Source organism: Pseudomonas sp. BW16M2, from assembly GCF_014268865.1.
Lineage (GTDB): Bacteria > Pseudomonadota > Gammaproteobacteria > Pseudomonadales > Pseudomonadaceae > Aquipseudomonas > Aquipseudomonas peradeniyensis.
The window spans coordinates 73,310-92,561 of the sequence record NZ_JABWRI010000013.1 but is presented as its reverse complement, the minus strand read 5'-3'; the positions used below and the strand labels follow the sequence as shown (position 1 = coordinate 92,561).

General features: G+C 66.9%; 18 protein-coding genes. All 18 read left to right on the top strand.

What is annotated here, in order from left to right:
* The first annotated feature begins 2 nt into the window (after window positions 1-2).
* The 18 genes from HU735_RS14040 (at window position 3) to HU735_RS13955 (ending at window position 19,243) form a co-directional block, all read left to right on the top strand.
* Window positions 3-1,544 carry an AMP-binding protein gene (locus HU735_RS14040; protein ID WP_186713982.1) on the top strand — a complete coding sequence of 514 codons (1,542 nt, stop codon included), beginning with the start codon at window positions 3-5 and terminating at the stop codon, window positions 1,542-1,544.
* Window positions 1,545-1,586: 42 nt separating this feature from the next.
* Entirely contained in the window at window positions 1,587-2,921 is a 1,335-nt protein-coding gene (locus HU735_RS14035) for an MFS transporter (RefSeq protein ID WP_186713981.1), read from the top strand.
* A gap of 173 nt (window positions 2,922-3,094) precedes the next feature.
* Window positions 3,095-4,099, top strand: a complete 1,005-nt coding sequence (locus HU735_RS14030; RefSeq protein WP_186713980.1) for an AraC family transcriptional regulator — start codon at window positions 3,095-3,097, stop codon at window positions 4,097-4,099.
* A gap of 90 nt (window positions 4,100-4,189) precedes the next feature.
* Window positions 4,190-5,554, top strand: a complete 1,365-nt coding sequence (locus tag HU735_RS14025) for an FAD-binding oxidoreductase (protein ID WP_238349815.1) — start codon at window positions 4,190-4,192, stop codon at window positions 5,552-5,554.
* Between the two features lie 195 nt (window positions 5,555-5,749).
* Window positions 5,750-7,087, top strand: a complete 1,338-nt coding sequence (locus HU735_RS14020; RefSeq protein ID WP_186713978.1) for a DUF1329 domain-containing protein — start codon at window positions 5,750-5,752, stop codon at window positions 7,085-7,087.
* Window positions 7,088-7,105: 18 nt separating this feature from the next.
* Window positions 7,106-8,932, top strand: a complete 1,827-nt coding sequence (locus tag HU735_RS14015) for a DUF1302 domain-containing protein (protein WP_186713977.1) — start codon at window positions 7,106-7,108, stop codon at window positions 8,930-8,932.
* 45 nt (window positions 8,933-8,977) lie between these two features.
* Window positions 8,978-11,338 (top strand): efflux RND transporter permease subunit, encoded by a 2,361-nt coding sequence (locus HU735_RS14010; protein WP_186713976.1) that lies wholly within the window; start codon window positions 8,978-8,980, stop codon window positions 11,336-11,338.
* Between the two features lie 13 nt (window positions 11,339-11,351).
* The gene (locus HU735_RS14005) at window positions 11,352-12,329 is read left to right on the top strand and encodes a YCF48-related protein (protein WP_186713975.1); all 978 of its coding nucleotides are present in this window, start codon (window positions 11,352-11,354) and stop codon (window positions 12,327-12,329) included.
* A gap of 37 nt (window positions 12,330-12,366) precedes the next feature.
* Window positions 12,367-13,587, top strand: coding sequence for an amine dehydrogenase large subunit (locus HU735_RS14000; RefSeq protein ID WP_189657034.1), 1,221 nt, complete (start codon window positions 12,367-12,369; stop codon window positions 13,585-13,587).
* Complete coding sequence (locus HU735_RS13995) at window positions 13,581-14,135, top strand: MauE/DoxX family redox-associated membrane protein (RefSeq protein WP_186713974.1); 555 nt, start codon at window positions 13,581-13,583, stop codon at window positions 14,133-14,135. Before HU735_RS14000 ends, HU735_RS13995 begins: the two co-directional genes overlap by 7 nt.
* Window positions 14,132-14,734 carry a methylamine dehydrogenase accessory protein MauD gene (mauD, locus tag HU735_RS13990; RefSeq protein ID WP_186713973.1) on the top strand — a complete coding sequence of 201 codons (603 nt, stop codon included), beginning with the start codon at window positions 14,132-14,134 and terminating at the stop codon, window positions 14,732-14,734. Before HU735_RS13995 ends, mauD begins: the two co-directional genes overlap by 4 nt.
* Window positions 14,731-15,255 carry a methylamine dehydrogenase light chain gene (locus HU735_RS13985; protein ID WP_186713972.1) on the top strand — a complete coding sequence of 175 codons (525 nt, stop codon included), beginning with the start codon at window positions 14,731-14,733 and terminating at the stop codon, window positions 15,253-15,255. Before mauD ends, HU735_RS13985 begins: the two co-directional genes overlap by 4 nt.
* 3 nt (window positions 15,256-15,258) lie before the next feature.
* On the top strand, window positions 15,259-15,705 hold the full coding sequence (locus HU735_RS13980; RefSeq protein WP_186713971.1) for a hypothetical protein: 447 nt from the start codon (window positions 15,259-15,261) through the stop codon (window positions 15,703-15,705).
* Complete coding sequence (locus HU735_RS27270; protein WP_186713970.1) at window positions 15,702-16,307, top strand: c-type cytochrome; 606 nt, start codon at window positions 15,702-15,704, stop codon at window positions 16,305-16,307. The genes HU735_RS13980 and HU735_RS27270 overlap by 4 nt, the downstream gene beginning before the upstream one ends.
* Before the next feature lie 95 nt (window positions 16,308-16,402).
* On the top strand, window positions 16,403-16,927 hold the full coding sequence (locus tag HU735_RS13970; RefSeq protein WP_186713969.1) for a hypothetical protein: 525 nt from the start codon (window positions 16,403-16,405) through the stop codon (window positions 16,925-16,927).
* Window positions 16,924-17,628, top strand: a complete 705-nt coding sequence (locus tag HU735_RS13965) for an NAD(P)H-dependent oxidoreductase (protein WP_186713968.1) — start codon at window positions 16,924-16,926, stop codon at window positions 17,626-17,628. The genes HU735_RS13970 and HU735_RS13965 overlap by 4 nt, the downstream gene beginning before the upstream one ends.
* 15 nt (window positions 17,629-17,643) lie before the next feature.
* Window positions 17,644-18,426: an enoyl-CoA hydratase-related protein gene (locus HU735_RS13960; RefSeq protein ID WP_186713967.1), complete on the top strand. Its 783-nt coding sequence runs from the start codon at window positions 17,644-17,646 to the stop codon at window positions 18,424-18,426.
* 181 nt (window positions 18,427-18,607) lie between these two features.
* On the top strand, window positions 18,608-19,243 hold the full coding sequence (locus tag HU735_RS13955; RefSeq protein WP_186713966.1) for a LysE family translocator: 636 nt from the start codon (window positions 18,608-18,610) through the stop codon (window positions 19,241-19,243).
* Window positions 19,244-19,252: the final 9 nt, after the last annotated feature.

The window sequence follows — 19,252 nt, the reverse complement described above, 5'->3', positions numbered from 1 at the left end:
GGATGAACATCGCGCATTGGCTGCAGGATGCGGCCCAGCGCTGGCCCGAGCGTCCGGCGTTGTTCGAGGGGGCGCGCCAGGTTGCCGACTACCGGGCGTTCGCCGCCCTGGCGCGGGCACGGGCGCTGGAGCTGCGTCACACGCATGGCATCGAACCGGGCGACCGGGTGGCGTTGCTGATGAAGAACAGCTGCGCCTACCTTGAACTGCTCTACGCCATCTGGTGGAGCGGGGCGGTGGCGGTGCCGATCAACAGCAAGCTGCATGCCCTGGAAGCGGCCTGGATTGCCGGCAATGCCGGGGCGCGCCTGATCTATACCGACGAGGGCGAGGTCTTTGCCGGTGCGCCCCTGCCAGACGGCTGCCGTGAGCTGATCGCGCCTGCCCAGGCCGCGCCCGGCGTGCTCGACAGCGATCAACTGGCGCAGCCGCACCCGCGTCAGGACAGCGACCTGGCCTGGCTGTTCTATACCTCCGGCACCACGGGGCGTTCGAAGGGGGTGATGCTGTCCCATGGCAACCTGGTCGCCATGTCGCTGTGCTACCCGCTGGACGTCGACCCGGTGACCGCCAACGACGCGGTGGTCTACGCCGCGCCGATGTCCCATGGCGCCGGGCTGTACAACTTCGTCCACGTGCGCTGCGGCGCCCGGCACGTGGTACCGCTGTCCCGGGGCTTCCAGGCCGCCGAGCTGTTCGGCCTGGCGCAGGCCCTGGGACAGGTCAGCCTGTTCGCCGCGCCGACCATGGTCAAGCGCATGGTCGAGCAGGCCCGCCAGCAGGGCTATGACGGCGCGGGCATCAAGACCATCGTCTACGGCGGCGGCCCGATGTACCTGGCGGACCTCAGCGAGGCCTTGGACACCTTTGGCCCGCGCCTGGTGCAGATCTATGGCCAGGGCGAATGCCCGATGACCATCAGCGCGCTGTCGCGTGAGACCATCGCCGACCGTGAGCACCCCGACTGGCCCGCCATCGCCGCCTCGGTGGGGCGGGCCCAGGCCTGTGTCGAGGTATGCGTGGTGGACGGCGCGGGCCAGCCGCTGGCGACCGGCGAACCCGGCGAGATCAGCGTGCGCGGGCCGGTGGTGATGCAGGGTTACTGGGACAATCCGCAGGCCACCCAGGCGACCCTGGTGGACGGCTGGCTGCGCACCGGCGACATCGGTTATCTCGACGAGCGCGGCTACCTGACCCTGACCGACCGCAGCAAGGACGTGATCATCTCCGGCGGCAGCAACATCTACCCGCGCGAAGTCGAGGAAGTGCTGATCCAGCACCCCGAGGTGTTCGAGGCCTGCGTGGTGGGGGAGGCTGACGCCGAATGGGGCGAGTCGGTGGTGGCCTTCGTCGTGCCGCGCACGCCGGGCAGCCTCGATGCCCAGGCGCTCAACCAATGGTTCCTGGCGCGCATGGCCTCGTTCAAGAAACCGAAGAAATACCTGTTCTGCGCCGAGCTGCCGAAGAACAGCTACGGCAAGATTCTCAAGACCCAGCTGCGCCAGTGGCTGCAGAACCCCGACGGGGCGTTTGTCAGCCACTGACCGGCATCTTTCATGGAAAGCACCACGACAGGAGTTCCCGACATGGGCATGTCACCCGGCAACACCCAGCGCCAGCGGCGCCGCGCCTTTATCGGCGCCACCACCGGCCACTTGATCGAGTGGTACGACTACGGCGTCTACGGCTTCCTGGCCTTGTACATCGGCAAGGCCTTCTTCGTTTCCGACGACCCCACCAGCAGCCTGCTGGCGAGCTTCGCGGCCTTCGCCCTGAGCTTCTTCATCCGTCCGCTCGGCGGGTTGTTCTTCGGCCCGCTGGCGGACAAGATCGGCCGCCGCCGCACGCTGATCACGGTGCTGGTGATGATGGCCGGCTCCACCTTCCTGCTCGGTCTGCTGCCGACCTACGCCAGCATCGGCATCGCCGCGCCGGTGATCCTGGTGCTGATCCGCTGCGTGCAGGGCTTCTCTGCCGGCGGTGAGATCGGCACCATCACCAGCTTCATCTCCGAGTACGCCGGCCCCGGTCGCCGTGGCTTTGCCACCTGCTGGCTGATGGTCACCGCGGTGCTCGGCCTGCTGCTGGGCGGCGCCGTGGCCAATGGCATGACCTGGGCGCTGGGCGCCGAGCTGATGCAGGACTGGGGCTGGCGCATCCCGTTCCTGATCGCCGGTCCCTTGGGCTTCATCTCGCTGTACATTCGCCTCAAGCTCGAGGACAGCCCCGAGTTCCTCGCCCTGGTGGAAGCCGGGCAGACCTCCAAGGCGCCGCTGCGCGAGGTATGGCAGTGGAAGCGCTCGATCGCCCTGGTGTTCTTCATCATCACCCTGCACAGCTCGATCTTCTACCTGGTGCTGACCTTCGCCTCGACCTACATGTCCAACACGCTGAAGTTCGACAGCGGCACCACCTTGCTCTACGTGTTCGTCGCCAGCCTGTCGGCGGCGCTGGTGATGCCATTCGGCGGCGCCTTCACCGATCGCTATGGGCGCAAGCCGTTCCTGATGGTGATCGGTACCCTGGCGACCCTGGCCATGTACTGGTTCTTCAAGACCGCGCCCGGCGCCACCCCGGCCACCCTGTTCTGGCCGCTGATGGCGGTGGCGATCCTGTTCGGGCTGTACGCTTCGTCAACCTACGCGTTGATGAGCGAACTGCTGCCGACGCGGATTCGCTCCACCGGCATCGCCATGGCCTACAACATCCCGGTGGCGGTGTTCGGCGGCAGCGCACCGCTGATCTCCACCTGGCTGATCAAGGTGACCGGGGATATCACCGCGCCGTGGTACTTCTACGTGGGCACCGGTGTCGCGTCGCTGGTGGCGCTGGTGGTGCTGCGCAAGGAGGATTTCGTCGCCTGTGGCCACGCTGCGCGCCAGCCGGTTGAACCGAACCCATTGAACCTGCGTTCGGCCTGAAGGCAGGAGACTTCTGTGGGAGCGGGTAAACCCGCTCCCACAGGCTGGCATTCAGCGGTTGAGGGTTCGCTCGATCTCGGCAACAATCGGTTACATGCGCTGGGACAGGACGCCCCACGCAGCGCTGCCGCTTGCTGAGAGCGGCATGGAACCCATGGCCTGCGAAGAACAACATGAAATCAGCGCGCACTGTCATCTCGGAAAACTTCTTCCGTCGTTTCAAACCCATCTTCGCCCCGCATCTGGATGCCCTCGGCATCGACTTGCCATTGCTGGACCGCGCCGACATCGAAATCCCCGGTGACCAGTACCTGGCCCTGTGGGAAGCCGCCGGCACCCGCGACCCCGCCATCGGCCTGACCTTGGGCAGCCAGACCGAAGCCGATGACATCGGCGCCCTGGGCCATGCCCTGCATTGCGCGCCCAGCGTCGAAAAGGCGCTGATGACCCTGCACACCTACATCGTGGTGTTCGCCCAGGAGTCGTCCATCGACTACTGCTGCGAAAGCCGCCAGCTGCGCATCACCTACCAGGTCACCGACACCACGGTGGTCAACCGCCGCCAGGACGCCGAGTTCGCCATCGCCGCGATCCTGCGTCAGTTGCAGCTGATCACCGCCAACCCGTTGCGGCCGCTGCGGGTGGACTTCGAGCACCCGCGGCCGGCGGATGTCTCGGTGCACAAGCAGTTGTTCATGTGTCCGGTGTTCTTCGGCCAGCCGACCAACCGCATCACGTTTTCCATCGATGTCCTCAAGCTGCCGGTGGCCCAGGGCAACGAGCGTCTGTTCCAGGCCCTGGAGCCTTACCTGCAACGGGAGCGTGAGCAGCGCAGCATCAGCGATGAGCTGCTGCCCCAGGTCACCCGCATGATCGCCCTGGGCATGGCCAGCGGCGTGCCGTCGCTGGACGAGGTCAGCGCGCGCATGGGCCTGAGCCGGCGTACCCTGCAACGCCGGCTGAAGGAGCAGGCCATCGAGTTCTCGGTGCTGGTGGAGGAGGTGCGCCGCGACCTGGCGCTGGGTTACCTGAACCACTCCGACTACTCGATGACGCAGATCTCGCTGCTGCTCGGCTACGCCGAATCCGGCTCGTTCACCCGGGCCTTCCGGCGCTGGACCGGGCAGTCGCCGCAACAGTTTCGTCAGGCCGGGCGCGGGCCTGGCACGGTGTGCTGAAAATCTGGCGTCCGTGGTCAATCCCGTTGCCGCGCCGCTCGATAGGCTCGAAGGGACCGCATGTCCGTGTGCGAAACCCGAGAGTCCAGCATGAACGACAACAACAACGACGCTGTGCATGAACATCGCTCCTTCTGGCAACACGACTACGGCGCCTACGCGCCCAACACGCGCCTGACCGAAGACCTCAAGGTCGATGTGGCGGTGATCGGTGGAGGTTTCACCGGACTCAACGCCGCCTGGCAGTTCAAGCGCGACAACCCCGGCGCCCGGGTGGTGGTGCTGGAGGCGGCGCAGATCGGCTTCGGCGCCAGTGGGCGCAACGCCGGCTTCAGCACCAGGCTGTTTGGCCTGGAGCCGGAGCTGGTGGTGCTGCGCTGGGGCCGGCAGAAGATGATCGACGCCCACCATTACCTCGAAAAGGCCGTGGCCTATACCCGCGAAGTGATCGACAGCCACGGCATCGATTCGGATTACCGCCATGCCGGACTGCTGCGGGTCAGCTATTCGCCGCAGCAGGTGGCGCGCCTGGGCAAGACCCTGGAGCTGTACGACTCGCTGGGGCTGGCGGCGGACATGCGCTGGCAGGACAGCGACGCGCTGCGCCAGCAGTACGATTCACCGCGTCTGCTGGGTGGTATCCGTGAAGCCGAGACCGGCTACCTCGACCCTTGCAAACAGGTGCGTGGCCTCAAGGGCCTGGCGGCTTCGGCGGGCGTGCGCATCCACGAGTCCACGCCAGTGCTGGACATCGACCCCAGTGGTAGGGGCATCGTGCTGCGCACGCCCGTGGCCAAGGTGACCGCCGACAAGCTGGTACTCGCCACCAACGCCTACTCGCGGCAGGTGCCCGGTTCTCGTGCGCTGGAGCGTCGCCAGTTCCCGCTGTGGACCTACCAGGTGGTCACCGAGCCCCTGGGCGATACGCTGTGGCAACGCCTTGGCTGGCAGGGCCGGGAGGCGTTCGGCGACAACCGGCAGATGCTGCACTACTTCCGCCCGACCTTGGACGGGCGCATCGTCATGGGCGGCGGCGATGTGCTGGCCTACACCGGCAGCGCCATGGACGAGCAGCCGTCACCGGCCAGCTGGGCGCACTGCGAGGCGCACCTGAAGTGGATCTACCCGCAACTGCGTGATGTGCGCATCGCCTACCGCTGGGGCGGGCCGGTGTCGGTGAACGCCGACATGGTCCCGGAAATCAGTTATGTCGGCGATGAGCGCATGATCTACGCCGGGGGCTGCTTCGGCCATGGGGTTGCATTGAGCCACCTCAACGGGCGGACCATCGCCGACTTGCTGCAAGGGCGGCGCAGCGAATTGACCGACTTCTGGATCGTCAACCGCAAGGCCATCGCCATGCCCGGCAACACCCTGTCGTGCTGGGCCGGGCGCACGGCACGCCAGGCGCTGCGGGCGTGGGATTGGTGGGAGGAGCGCACGCTCAAGGCCTGACACGCAGCCTGCTGGCACCGGATGACAAACACCCTGGCGCATGCGGCCAAGCCGCTGGCCAGCGCCATTGAATACTGTCTGTCACGCAGAGCCGGAAACGCATTTTGGGCCGTCCCTCGGCGGCCTCTTTTTCCGCGCCCTTGCCCGTTACGAACTGCCTTTCGATAACCACAACAATCCCGCAAGGAAAAGTTCATGAAACCACGCCCCCTGTCCCTGTTGGGCGGCGCGCTGTTGGCGCTGCTCGGTACCACCACCTCCCTCACGGCCCTTGCCGACCTTACCCCCACGGGGGCCGAAAGGGTCGGCAACGCCGACGGCAGTATTCCCGCATGGACCGGCGGCCTGACCCAGGCGCCGGCTGGCTGGTCGCCGGGTCATGGCGACCCCTATGCCGGCGACAAGCGCCTGTATTCGATCGATGCCAACAACGTGGCCCAGTACCAGGGGCAGTTGCCGGAAGGCCAGGTGGCACTGATCAAGGCCTACCCGGGCTATCGCCTGGACGTGTACCCCACCCATCGCAGCTGCGCGATTCCGGGCGAGGTGGCCAAGCGTACCCAGGACTTCGCCGGCCAGGCACGCATCGGCGCCGATGGCTGGCGCCTGGAGCAGGCCGCCGGGGCCGCGGTACCGTTCCCGCAACCGAAAAGCGGCATCGAGGTGCTGTGGAACTACAAGCTGCGCTACATGGCCAAGGGCCGCAAGGCGCAGATCTCGTTCCTGCGCCGCGAGCCCAGCGGTGGGCTCACCGAGATCCGCCAGTGGGCCAGCGAGTACTACCCCTATAACGACCCGGCGGTGAAAGCGCCCGAGGACACCGGCGACATCGAAGCCAAGTTGCTCTACGACATCCAGTCGCCGTCCTCGCGCGCGGGTGAGATGTACCTGGTGCATGCCCGCCTGGACCAGCCACAGAACGCCTGGATCTACTTCCCCGGCCAGCGCCGTGTGCGCCAGGCGCCGACCTTCGCCTACGACAACCCGATCGCCGGCTCCGACAACCTGTACTTCGTCGACCAGATCAACATGTTCACCGGCGCCCTGGACCGCTACGACTTCAAGCTGCTGGGCAAGCGCGAGATGGTGGTGCCGTACAACTCCTACCGCCTGGTGGACAAGGCCAACACCTACGACAGGCTGATCGGCGAGCAGTACCTCGACCGTGATGCGCAGCGCTACGAGAAGCACCGGGTGTGGGTGGTCGAGGCCACGGTCAAGGCCGACAAGCGCCATGCCTTCGCCAAGCGCGTGTTCTATTTCGACGAGGACAGCTGGAGCCTGCTGCACGTGGACATGTACGACGCCAGGGGCAACCTGTGGCGGGTGCAGGAGGGCAGCCTGTGGGCCGACCCCGAGATCCAGGCCTGCACCAGCTTCGAGTACGTCAGCTACGACCTCATCGCCCGGCGCTACATCGCCGACGGCTTCACCCAGCAGGGCGCGGCCCTGGACCTCACTGCCGGCCTGCAGGGCCGGGTCGCTGACAAGCTGTTCAACGCAGGCGAGCTGCGCCGTCGCGGCGAGCGCTGATCCTCGGGAGACCACAGCATGAACAGACTCCCTTCGCGGGCATGGGCGAAGGCCGCCCCGTGCCCGGCGCTGGCCCTGGCGGCCGTCGGACTGCTCGGCGCACAGCCGTGCCAGGCCTTCACCTTCGGTAGCGAGGACGGGCTCTCGGGCAGTTTCGACTCGACCTTGTCCTACGGTTTCGCCAGTCGCCTGGAATCATCCGACTGCCACTTGTTGGGGAGCAACAATGGCGGTTGCAATACCGGTACTGGCAATGAGCTGGGCCGCTACTACAACCTCGAGCGTGGTAACGGCTACGCCAACGCCGACATCAACTACGCCAATGCCGACGACGGCAACCTCAACTACCACAAGCACGACGTGTTCTCCCAGGTGCTCAAGGGCACCCATGAACTGAGCCTGCGCTTCGGCGATGGTTGGAGCGCCCTGGGCCGGGTGGCCTGGGCGCGGGACTTGAAGATGGACGACACCCGTCGCAGCGACCTTCAAGGCCCGGCCCGACGCGACGCCACCCAGCGTTTCGACCTGCTCGACCTGTGGTTGGCGAAAAGCTTCGACCTCGGCGAGATGCCGGCCAAGGTCAAGCTCGGCAACCAGGTGATCAGCTGGGGCGCGGAGCTGTTCATCAGCGGCGGCATCAACCAGATCAACGCCCTGAGCCTGCCCAAGTACCACACCCCGGGCACCCAGCTCAAAGAGGTGTTCATCCCGGCGCCCATGGCCTCGTTCAGCCTGGGCCTGAGCGATACCCTGAGCCTGGAGGGCTACTACCAGTTCAAGTGGAATGCCTACGGCCTGGACCCGGTGGGCAGCTACTTTTCCACCGTCGATATCGCCGGGGAAGGACGCCGGGCGATCTACTACCCGACGAACTATATCGAGGGCCTGCAACCGGGAGTCTGCGCAGGCACGCCGACGGGGCGCTGCGGCGATCCGCTGAGCAGCGGGCTGAGCCACGAGCAGATTGTCGCCAATGGCCTGGCGGTGCCCTATGGCGGCGAGCGCAAGGCCAGCAACGGCGGCCAGTATGGCGTGGCCCTGCGCTGGATGGCCGAGTCGATCGGCACCGAGTTCGGCCTGTTCTACCAGCGTTACCACGACAAGCTGCCCTTCGTCGGCTACACCGCCCGCAGCAACCCGGATGCCCTGGTGGTGGATGACTACTTCATCAACTACGGCGAGGACAAGGACCTGTTCGGCCTGTCCGTGAGTACCCTGGTGGGGCCGGTGGCGGTGGCCGGCGAGCTGTCGTTCCGGCCCCGCGACAGCGTGGCCATTGATCCCACCGTGCCCTTCGGCCAAGCCTTCAGCGGCGGCTACAACCGCTACAGCGTGTTCGACACCGGCGAGCACAAGGGTTTCGTCGAGACGCGCAAGTGGCAGGCCGATGTGAATGCCACCTACACCTTCTCGGGCAACGATCCGCTGGGCTTCATTCCCGATGCCCTGGGGGCTTCCGACGCGTTCCTGCTGGCCGAGGTGGCGGTGGTGCGCTATCCGGGCCTGGACCTGTCGGGCGAGGTGCCCTACGTGCTGCCGGACTACTCGCTGCCCGACCGCACCTCGTGGGGCTATGTGACCGAGTTCGGGGTCAACTACCCGAACCTGTTCGGCAGCGGCGTCATCGTCACCCCGCAACTGGACTTCAGCCATGACGTCAAGGGCACCACGCCCAACGCGATGCCCTTCGTCGAGGGGCGCAAGTCGTTGACCGCCTCCTTGTTGTTCAACCACCGCGACCGCTGGAAAGGCGGCCTGCAGTGGGTGCGCTACTGGGGCGGGGGCGACAACAACCTGATGGCCGACCGCGACTTCGTCAGCGGCAATATTTCCTACTCCTTCTGATCCGGCCGCCACGCGCTTGCACGGCGCGTGGTGGGGAGGCTATTCATGCTGGCTAATCTGGTCTCGGCGCTCGAGCGCCTGGTCTTTCGCCATCGCCTGGCGACCCTCGGCCTGCTGGCCGTGGTCACCCTGGTGATGGGCCTGTTCGCCGCGCGTCTGGAGATGACGGCGGGCTTCGACAAGCAACTGCCGCAGCAGCATCCCTACATCAAGACGTTCAACCAGTACCGCGACGTGCTGTTCGGCGCCAACCGCGTCATCGTGGTGCTGCGGGCGCGGCATGGCGATATCTGGAACACGGCGGCGCTGACCCGCCTGCACGACCTGACCCAGACGCTGTTCTTCCTGCCGGGCATCGACCGGCGCAGCGTCACTTCGCTGTGGACGCCGAACACCCGCGCGGTGCAGATCACCGAGGAGGGCATGAAGGCCGAGGACGTGGTTGGCGGCGATGTCACCGTCGGCAACCTCGATGCCCGGGCCATCGCCGGCATTCGCGAGCGCACCCTGGCCGGTGGCTTCGTCGGCAGCCTGGTGGCCAACGACCAGCGTGGGGCGATGGTGGTGGCGGAGCTGGCCGACCCGGATCCGGTGACGGGCAGGCGCCTCGATTACCTGGCCTTCAGCCGTCAGCTGGAGGAGCAGGTGCGGGCGCAGTACGCCGACGCCGACTTCGACGTGCAGATCATCGGCTTCGCCAAGCAGATGGGCGATATCGGCGCCGGCGCCCGCAGCGTGGTCGAGTTCTTTGCCCTGGCTTTTGTGCTCACGGCGCTGGCGGTCTACTGGTACATCCGCTCCTGGCGCCTGACGGTGCTGGCGCTGGTGTGCTCGCTGGTGTCGGTGGTGTGGCAGTTCGGCACCCTGACGCTGCTGGGCTTCGGCCTCGATCCGCTGGCGATCCTGGTGCCGTTCCTGGTGTTCGCCATCGGCGTGTCCCATGGCGTGCAGCAGGTCAATTTCATCGCCAAGGAGGTCTGCGCCGGCGCCGATGGCATGACCGCCGCCCGACGCAGTTTCGTCGGCCTGATGATCCCCGGCACCCTGGCCTTGATCACTGCCTTCGTCGGCTTTGCGACGTTGGTGCTGGTGCCGATCCCGATGATTCGCGAACTGGCCATCACCGCGTCGGTGGGGGTGGCCTACAAGATCGTCACCAACCTGGTGATGCTGCCGGTGCTGGCCAGCTACTGCCGTTTCGACGGGCGCTACGTGACCAAGGTCGAGCGCCTGCGGGCGCGCCGCGAAGGGCTGATGACCGGCCTTGGGCGCATCGCCGAACCGCGCAACGCGCTGCGGATGACCGTGCTGGGCGTTGGCCTGATGGCGCTGGCGGTGTGGCAGAGCCAGGGCCGGCACATTGGCCATGTGCTGCCGGGCGCGCCCGAGCTGCATGCCGACTCGCGCTACAACCAGGATGTGGAGCAGGTGGTCAGCCATTTCGCCCTGGGCCTGGACCTGTTCACCGTGGCCGTGCAGACCCCGGCGGGCGGTTGCTACCGGCATGACGTGATGGCCTATGTCGACCGCCTGACCTGGTACCTGGGCACCTTGCCCGGGGTGCTGTCGGCGCAGTCGCTGCCGGCCATGGCCAAGCTGGCGGCCTCGGGGGTCAATGAAGGCAACCCGAAATGGGCGGCGCTGCCGGTCGACGAGCTGTCCCTGGGCGAAACCGTGCGCCAGGTGCCTGAAGCATTGCGCCTGTTCGATGCCGACTGCACCGTGCTGCCGGTCAACCTGTACCTGGCCGATCACAAGGCCAGCACCCTCAAGCAGATAACCGCGGCCGTCGAGCAGTACCGCGAGCACCATGTGCTGCCTGGGGTGAACGTGCGCCTGGCCAGCGGCAACGCCGGGGTGCAGGCCGCCACCAACGCGGTGGTGGAGGGCTCGGAGCTGCCGATGATGCTTTACGTGTACCTGACCATCGTGCTGCTGGTGGGGCTGGTGTACCGCGACTGGCGGGCGATGCTCGCCTGCTGCCTGCCGCTGACCCTGGCGACCTTCCTCGGGTATTGGTTCATGAAGGCCCTCGACATCGGCCTGACCGTGGCCACCCTCCCGGTGATGGTGCTGGCCGTGGGCGTGGGCGTGGATTACGCCTTCTACATCTACAACCGCCTGCAGCTGCACCTGGCAGAGGGGCGCGACATCGTCGCCGCATTCCAGCAGGCCCTGCGCGAAGTGGGCGTGGCCACGGTGTTCACCGCGCTGACGCTGTCGGTGGGGGTGGCCACCTGGTCGTTCTCGGCGCTGAAGTTCCAGGCTGACATGGGCCTGCTGCTGACCTTCATGTTCATGGCCAACATGCTGATGGCGGTGACCTTGCTGCCGGCGCTGGCCGTGGTCCTGGAAAGGCTGGTTCCGCGACGGGGGCCGGTTCGCGCGCCCCTGATCGCTCATTGAGAAGGGCTGAGGGATGAAGACTGTTCAGGTGTTGCCCTGGTTGCTGGGGTTGGTATGGACGGGGCAGGCCGTTGCGGCGCCGGCCATTGCCCTGAGCGATGTACGCCACGCGCCCCTGGTGGCGGTGGCGCGGGCCGGGGACGGGTTGGTCGCGGTGGGCGACCACGGCGTGGTGGCGTTGTCCGCCGATGGCCAACAATGGCGCCAGGCGCTCAGCGTGCCGGTGGATGGTTTGCTGACCGCCGTGAGCTTCGTCGATCAGCGCCAGGGCTGGGCGGTGGGGCATGGTGGCGTGCTGTTGCACAGTGTCGACGGCGGTCAGAACTGGACCTTGCAACAGCGCCTGGAGGGCAAGCCAGTGCTGCTGTCGGTGCTGTTCACCGACGCCCACCACGGCATGGTTGTGGGTGCCTACGGCTATGCGGCGCGCACGACCGACGGCGGCGTCAGCTGGCAGCCGATGTCGATCGGCGAGGAGGGCGACGACTTCCACCTCAATCAGGTGTTCCAGGCCGCCGATGCCAGCCTGTTCATCGTTGGCGAGGCCGGTCATGCCTACCGCTCGAGTGACCAGGGGGCTTCTTGGCAGGTGCTGGACACTGGCGTCAGTGGCTCGCTGTGGGCCGGCACCGGCCTGCGTGATGGCCGCGTCCTGCTGGCCGGCATGAGCGGGCGGGTGCTGCTGGGTGACAGCCATGGCCGCCACTGGCGCGTGCTCGACAGTGGCAGCCGCGAGGCGATCAGCGCCGTGACGCAACTGAATGACGGCCGGGTGGCGCTGGTGGGCAACTCAGGCCTGATGGCGATCTCCGACTCGCAGGTGACGCACTTCACCAGCGCACAACGGGAGGACCGTCTGAACCTGGCGGCCCTGGCCGCGCACTCTGGCCACCTGCTGCTGTTCGGCACAGCGGGCGTGATCGATGGCGTGGCACCGGATGCCAAGGCAGCTGTCACCGCGCGCCAAGCCGCTGAAAATGCCCCTCGATAGACTCAAGCCCAGGCCGATCGCCTGTTGCGGAGCCCCTATGTTCAAGCGTTCCTTGCGTCATCTGCTGTGTGGTCTGTGGTTGTTCGCCGGCGCCGCCTCGGCACTGGCCGACTTCGTGCCGGAGCAGGCCCGTGTCGAAGTGCTGGGCGATCATCGCGAGCAGCACTGGTTCTGGATCTGGGGCAGCAATGCGCCCAACATGGTCGATGGCCGCGCCTACCTGTTCGACGATCAGGGCCGCAACCTCGGCCAGCTGAGCACCGGCATCTGGTCCAACGGCCTGCAGCTGGCGCACAGCCGCGACGAGCTGTATGCCACCGAGATCTACTTCAGCCGTGGCGTGCGCGGCCAGCGCAGCGATGTGGTCACGGTGTACGACGCCAGGACCCTCAGCCCCAAGCGCGAGATCGCGATTCCGGCCAAGCGCATGACCGCGCTGATCTCCACAGGCCTCAGCGTGCTGTCCGATGACGAGCGCTTCCTGCTGGTGCTCAACTTCACTCCGGCGCAGTCGATCTCGGTGGTGGACCTGGAGAAGGACCGGTTCGTCACCGAGGTACCTATCCCTGGCTGTGCGTCGATCTACCCGGCCGGCCCCCGCGATTTCTACGCCATCTGCGGTAACGGCGGGTTCTTCCACTTGCGCCTGGATGAGCAGGGGCAGGTGGCGCTGCAGCAACGCACGCCCCCGGCGTTCGACCCGTTGCAGGACCTGCTGTTGACCACGGGCGTGCGCGATGGCGACACCTGGTATTTCGTCTCCCAGCACAACCGCGCCTATGCCCTGGACATGAGCGCCGAGGGTGTGCGCCCGCGCAAGCAGTGGTCGCTGTTGAGCAACCAGGAGCGCGCCGATGGCTGGGGCATTGCCGGCAACCATGGCGTGGCCCTGCACCGGCAGAGCGGGCGCTTGTACGTACTGATGCACAAGGACAAGCCGGAGAACTACCAGAAACCCGGCACCGAGGTGTGGGTGTTCGATGTGGCCACGCAGCAGCGGGTGGCGCGCCTGTCGCTCAAGGAACAGAGCACCGCCATCGGCGTCAGCCAGGGCGCGCAACCACGGCTGTACAGCCTGGACTGGATGGTGCCGATGCCGAGCCTGTTCACCCTGTGGGTCTACCTGACCGAAGGCGAGGCCGGGTTGACCCCGCTGCTACGCCAGGGCGTGAACCTGTACGACGCCGACAGCGGCGATCACCTGCGCAGCGTCGGGGACATCCCCCTGGGCTTCCTCAATGTGGTGATGCCATGGTGACCGTCGAACTGCTGCATGACCCCTTGGTGCATGTTGCCAGCGTCGGTGGGCTGGCCCTGCTGCTCGGCGCTGCCGCGCTGCACAAGCTGCACGATCCCCGGGCGTTCGCCGAGGTGCTGCAACGCTATGCCCTCGTATTGGGCCGCTGGTGCGCGGCGCCGCTGTGGGCGCACCTGTTGCCGGTGCTGGACGTGTTGGCCGCCGCCGGCTTGTTGCTGAGCCTGTGGTGGCCGTTGGCGACGCTGCCCGCCGTGGTGTTGCTGGTGCTGTATGCCGGCGTGCTGGCGGCGGCCGTGGGCGAGGGTACATCCCTGGAAGATTGCGGCTGCCACTTCGGCGGCCGTCGCCAGCCGCCGTCCCGGGCGCTGGTCTGGCGCAACCTGCTGCTGGCGCTGGTCGCCGGCAACCTGTTGGCACCGATGAACGAACGCGCGCTGACCTGGCTCGACGGCTGCACCCTGGTGTTCGCCTTCGTCTGTGTCGCCGCCCTGTACCTGCTGGCCAACCAGCTGATCTCCAACCGTGCACTCCCGAGGCAACGGCCATGACCTATGCACTGATCATTTCCAGCCTGCTGTCCTGGGCGATCATCCTGATGCTGATCCTTGCCGTGTGGGCCCTGGCGCGCCAGGTCGGGCTGCTGCATGAACGCATCCAACCGGTGGGGGCGCTGTCCCTGGGCAAGGCGATCAAGGCCGGTGACACGGCGCCGGTGTTCACCCTGCCGAGTCTGACCGGGGGCTCGGTCAGACTCGGCGGCGCCAGCGGGCAAGGGCAGGGCACCTTGCTGTTCTTCCTCTCCGAAACATGCCCGGTGTGCAAGACGCTGCTGCCGGTGCTCGATGCGCTGCGCCGCCAGGAACGCCTGAGGGTCGTGCTGGCCAGCGATGGCGCAGCCGACGAGCACCTGGCCTTCATCGCCGCCCATGGTCTGCAGGCATTCCCCTACCTGCTGTCGCGGGAAGTGGGCCTGGCCTACCAGATCAGCAAGTTGCCCTACGGCGTGCTGATCGACGAGCACGGCAGCGTTGCCAGCCATGGCCTGGTCAACACCCGCGAGCACCTGGAAAGCCTGCTGGAGGCACGGCGCCTGGGGCATGCCACGGTCCAGGCGTACAACGCCGCGCAACAGGAGCTGCAGCCATGACGATCCGTTGGTTCGACGAGGCCACCCAACTGCTGACCCGCCGTGTCGCCCGCGGCACTTCGCGCCGGGGCTTTCTCGGCGGCCTGGGTACCTTGCTGGTCGGCGCCGGGGCGACCACCCTGCTGCCGGTGTTTCGCGGCGGCGCCTTTGCCCAGTCCAGCGCCGGTCTGCAGGAGTCGGGTGACCCGAACAGTTGCGAGTACTGGCGCCACTGCGCCATCGACGGTTTCCTCTGCGGCTGCTGCGGCGGCACCTCCAGCAGCTGCCCGCCGGGCACCGTGCGCTCGGACATCACCTGGATCGGCACCTGCCGCAACCCCACCGACGGCAAGGACTACGTGATCTCGTACAACGACTGCTGCGGCAAGAGCAACTGCGGCCGCTGCGTGTGCCAACGCGACCAGGGCGACACGCCGCTGTACCGCCCGCAGAGCTCCAACGACCTCAACTGGTGCTCCGGCAGCCAGGCGGACATGCCTTACCACTGCTCGCTGTCGGTGGTGATCGGGGTCAAGGAGTAGCGCATGGCCGTGCGCCGGATAGGCCTGCTGACGCTGGCCGTGCTGCTGCTTGCCGGCAACGCCCAGGCCACCGAGCCTCGTCAGTTCGACTACATGCTCAACTGCCAGGGCTGCCACCTGCCCGACGGCAGTGGCAACCCGGGGCGCAGCGTGCCGGCGTTTCCCGGGCAACTGGGCAAGTTCCTCGGGGTGCCGGGGGGACGCGAGTACCTGGTACAGGTGCCGGGTTCGGCCTTGTCGGGGCTGTCGGACGAAGCCCTGGCCGGTGTCCTCAACTGGATGCTGGCGCGTTTCGACGCCCGCCATCTGCCCGCTGATTTCAAACCCTATACCGGTGCCGAGGTGCGGCAGTGGCGCGGGGCGGTGCCCGCCGATGTCGAGACCACGCGCAATCGCCTGCTGCAACGCATCACTGAACAAGAACAACGATCAGGGAACCCCGACCGATGAAGCAAAGCCTTTACGCTGGCCTGCTGGCCATGACCGCAGCCTTCGCTGCCCACGCCGAAGCACCACCGACCCAGGCCGCCACCTGTGTGGCCTGCCACGGTGCCCAGGGCCAGGGCAACCCCGCGCTCGGTGCGCCGCGGCTGGCCGGGCAGCAGGTCGAATACCTGCTCACCCAGCTGCGCGACTTCAAGGCCGGACGCCGTGGCTATGCCGCCGCAGACACCCATGGCGCACAGATGCGCGCCATCGCCACGACGATAGGCGATGGCGACCAGGAACCGCTGGCGCGCTACTTCGCAGGGCTGGGCGGTACTTCCAGCGCTGCGTCAGCGGTGCCCGCCGGTCAAGGCCAGGCGCTTTACCAGGGTACTTGTGCCGCTTGCCACGGGCCGCGGGGAGAGGGCTTCGCGCACTTGAAAACGCCCAATCTGCGCGTGCTTGACCGGGTCTATCTGGAGCGTCAGTTGACGGCGTTCAGCGATGGGGCACGAGGGGGCGAGCAGCATGGCAGCGAGCTGGCGATCTGGATGCGCGGCATTGCCTTGCAGCTGCATGACGAGGGGCAGCGGCGGGTGTTGCTCGACTACATCGCCAGCCCTTGAATCGGGGCTGCTGCGCAGCCCATTCGCGGCACAAGGCCGCTCCTACAGGGACCGTGAAGGCCCACTGTCCCACTCCAACGGAAATACCTCCTACCATGCCATCACCCAAGTTTCTCAAGGGCTTTCGCCACGAACTGGCCAACCGCGCCTTCGCCCTGGCGGCGGTACGGCGCATGGCTTCGCGCTTGCAAGGCCAGCCGTCCCATCCATTCTGGAAGACCTACGCCGACCTCGAGCGCTTCAACCAGCCGCGCTACCAGGCCGCCGCCGACCGCTGGGGGCTGGATACCACGCCCGGCGTGCTGACACGGCTCAAGGCCTGGCTGCTGTCCTCGGTCCCACGGCCCCTGCAAGGCCTGCTGCTGCGCATCGTCCATCGCGAAACCGTGAAGTACATGGCCTGGCTGCAGGGCCTGCGCAAGATCGGTCCCGCTGATGCGCAGCGCTTCCTCGACTACATGATCGAGCAGGAGCAACTGCAGCTGGACATGATGCGCCTGGCCCTCAATGGCCGCTACCGCGACGTGGTGCGCCAGGCCGATACCTTCTTCCTCAAATACAACGGTGTGCGGCTGCTGGCCGAACACCCCTTGCCACCTGCCACCGCGGAGCTGCCATGAACGTCCTGATCGTCCATGCCCACAACGAACCCCAGTCCTTCAACAGCGCCATGGCCCACCTGGCCGTGGAGGTCCTCGAGGGCCAGGGCCACAGCGTGCAGCTGTCGGACCTGTATGCGATGGGCTTCAACCCGGTCGCCAGCGCCGATGACTTCCGCCAGCGCGCCAATGCCGACTACCTGGTCTATGCCCTGGAGCAGCGCCATGCGGTCAACAACGGCACCCTGGCCGCAGACATCGCCACGGAGCTGGACAAGATCCGCTGGGCCGACCTGCTCATCCTCAACTTCCCCATCTACTGGTTCAGCATGCCGGCCATCCTCAAGGGCTGGATCGACCGGGTGTTCGTTTCCGGCTACTGCTATGGCGGCACGCGCATCTACGACCGTGGCGGGCTCAAGGGCAAGCGGGCGATGCTCAGTTTCTCCCTGGGCGGGCAGACCCACATGTTCGGGCCGGATGCGGTGCATGGCGAACTCGACGCGATGTTGCGCCCGATCCAGCGCGGGGTGCTGGGCTATGTCGGGTTGTCGGTGCTGCCGCCGTTCGTGGCGTTCCATGTGCCCTACATCAGCGAGCAGGCGCGCGAGCAGTATCTGGCGCAGTACCGCGAGCATCTGCTGACGCTCGATGAGCGGGCGCCGTTGGTGTTCCCGTCGCTGGATGATTTCGACGCCACCTTGCACCCGAGGGGCCTGTGAAGGGGAACGATGCTCATGCCTGTTCATGTCGAGCGTTGCGAAGGCATCGCGTTTCTCACCCTGGATCAGCCGCAGCGGCGCAACAGCTTCGACCTGTCCATGGCCGTCGCCCTGCGCGATGCGGTGCGTGGCCTGGCGCTGGAGGCGCCGAAGGTGGTGGTGCTGCGCAGCCGGGGTGAGCACTTCTCGGTCGGCGGTGACGTCCACCACTTCCAGCACCTGCTGCAAGGTTCGCCCGACGCCCGCAGCGCAGGTGTCGCGCAGCTGGTCGGCGCGGTGAACGAGGCGGTGCATGGGCTCACAAACCTGCCATGCCCGGTGCTGGGTCTGCTCAATGGCGCCGTGGCCGGCTTCGGCCTGTCCCTGGCACTGGGCTGCGATTTGCTGGTGGCCGCCGAGGACGCCCGGCTGGTCTACGCCTACGGTGCCATCGGCATCACCCCGGACGGCGGCGGCAGTTGGCACCTGCCGCGCCATCTCGGACTGCACCGCGCCCTCGCTTTGGCGTTGCTGAACAGGCCCTTGTCGGCCCAGGAGGCCCAGGCGCTCGGGTTGGTGGTCGAGGTGGTGCCCGCCGACGCCTTGCCGGCCACCGGTCTGGCGCTGGCCAGGCGCCTGGCCGGCGCCGCCGCCGCTGCGCAGACGGGGGCCAAGCGGTTGCTGCGTGCAGGCCTGGAGGGCGATCTGGCCAGCGCGCTGGACCGGGAGCGGGGCGTGTTCGTGAGTCTCTGCGCCAGTGATGATTTCGCCGAGGGGGTGGAGGCCTTCTGTGAGCGCCGTCCGGCGTCTTTTGGCTAGAAAGCCCATCGTCTTTGCAGGGCTGTGAAAATCGTTGGAGGGGAGGATGGCGGATCCTCGCCAGAGCCACTCCTGCAAGACAGCGCACCCGATCCAGCCTCCATTCGAAGCCCATTTCCGGAGTGGGGCAGCATTCTGTTACAGTCGCCGCCTCACTTTATCGGTCCGGGGATGTACAAGGATGTCGCTTCACGATTGGTTCGGTTTTGTCGTCGTCTCGATGCTGGTGACCCTGTCGCCAGGCCCAGGGGTCATCATGGCCCTGTCCAACTCGTTGTCCCACGGGCCGAGGCGGGCAATGCTCGGTTCGCTCGGCAACGCCTTCGGCCTGCTGGTGGTGTCCACCGCCACCAGTGCCGGCCTCGGGGTGCTGCTGCAAACCTCGGCCACGGCCTTCCTGCTGCTCAAGGTGCTCGGCGCGAGCTACCTGATCTACCTGGGCATCAAGCAGTGGAAGCGTCGCACCAGCGCCTTTGACCAGCTGGAGCAGCCGACCAAGGCCATCGCCAGCAATCGCCGGCTGCTGCTCAACGGCGTGACGGTGGCGCTGACCAATCCGAAGGCGATCCTGTTCTTCGCCGCCTTCCTGCCGCAGTTCATGCGCACTGGCCACGGCGCCGACGGCCAGCTCGGTCTGTTGGTGGTCACCTTCGCCCTGTGCTCGATGCTCTCCCATGCCTTCTATGTCACCCTGGCCCAGGCCTTGAAACGCCAGCTGGCCGCACCGAACCGTGCGCGCCTGATGAACCGCCTGTTCGGCGTGTCGTTCATGACGCTGGGGGCCAGCCTGTTCACTGTTCAGGCCAAGACAGCCTGAAGCAAACGT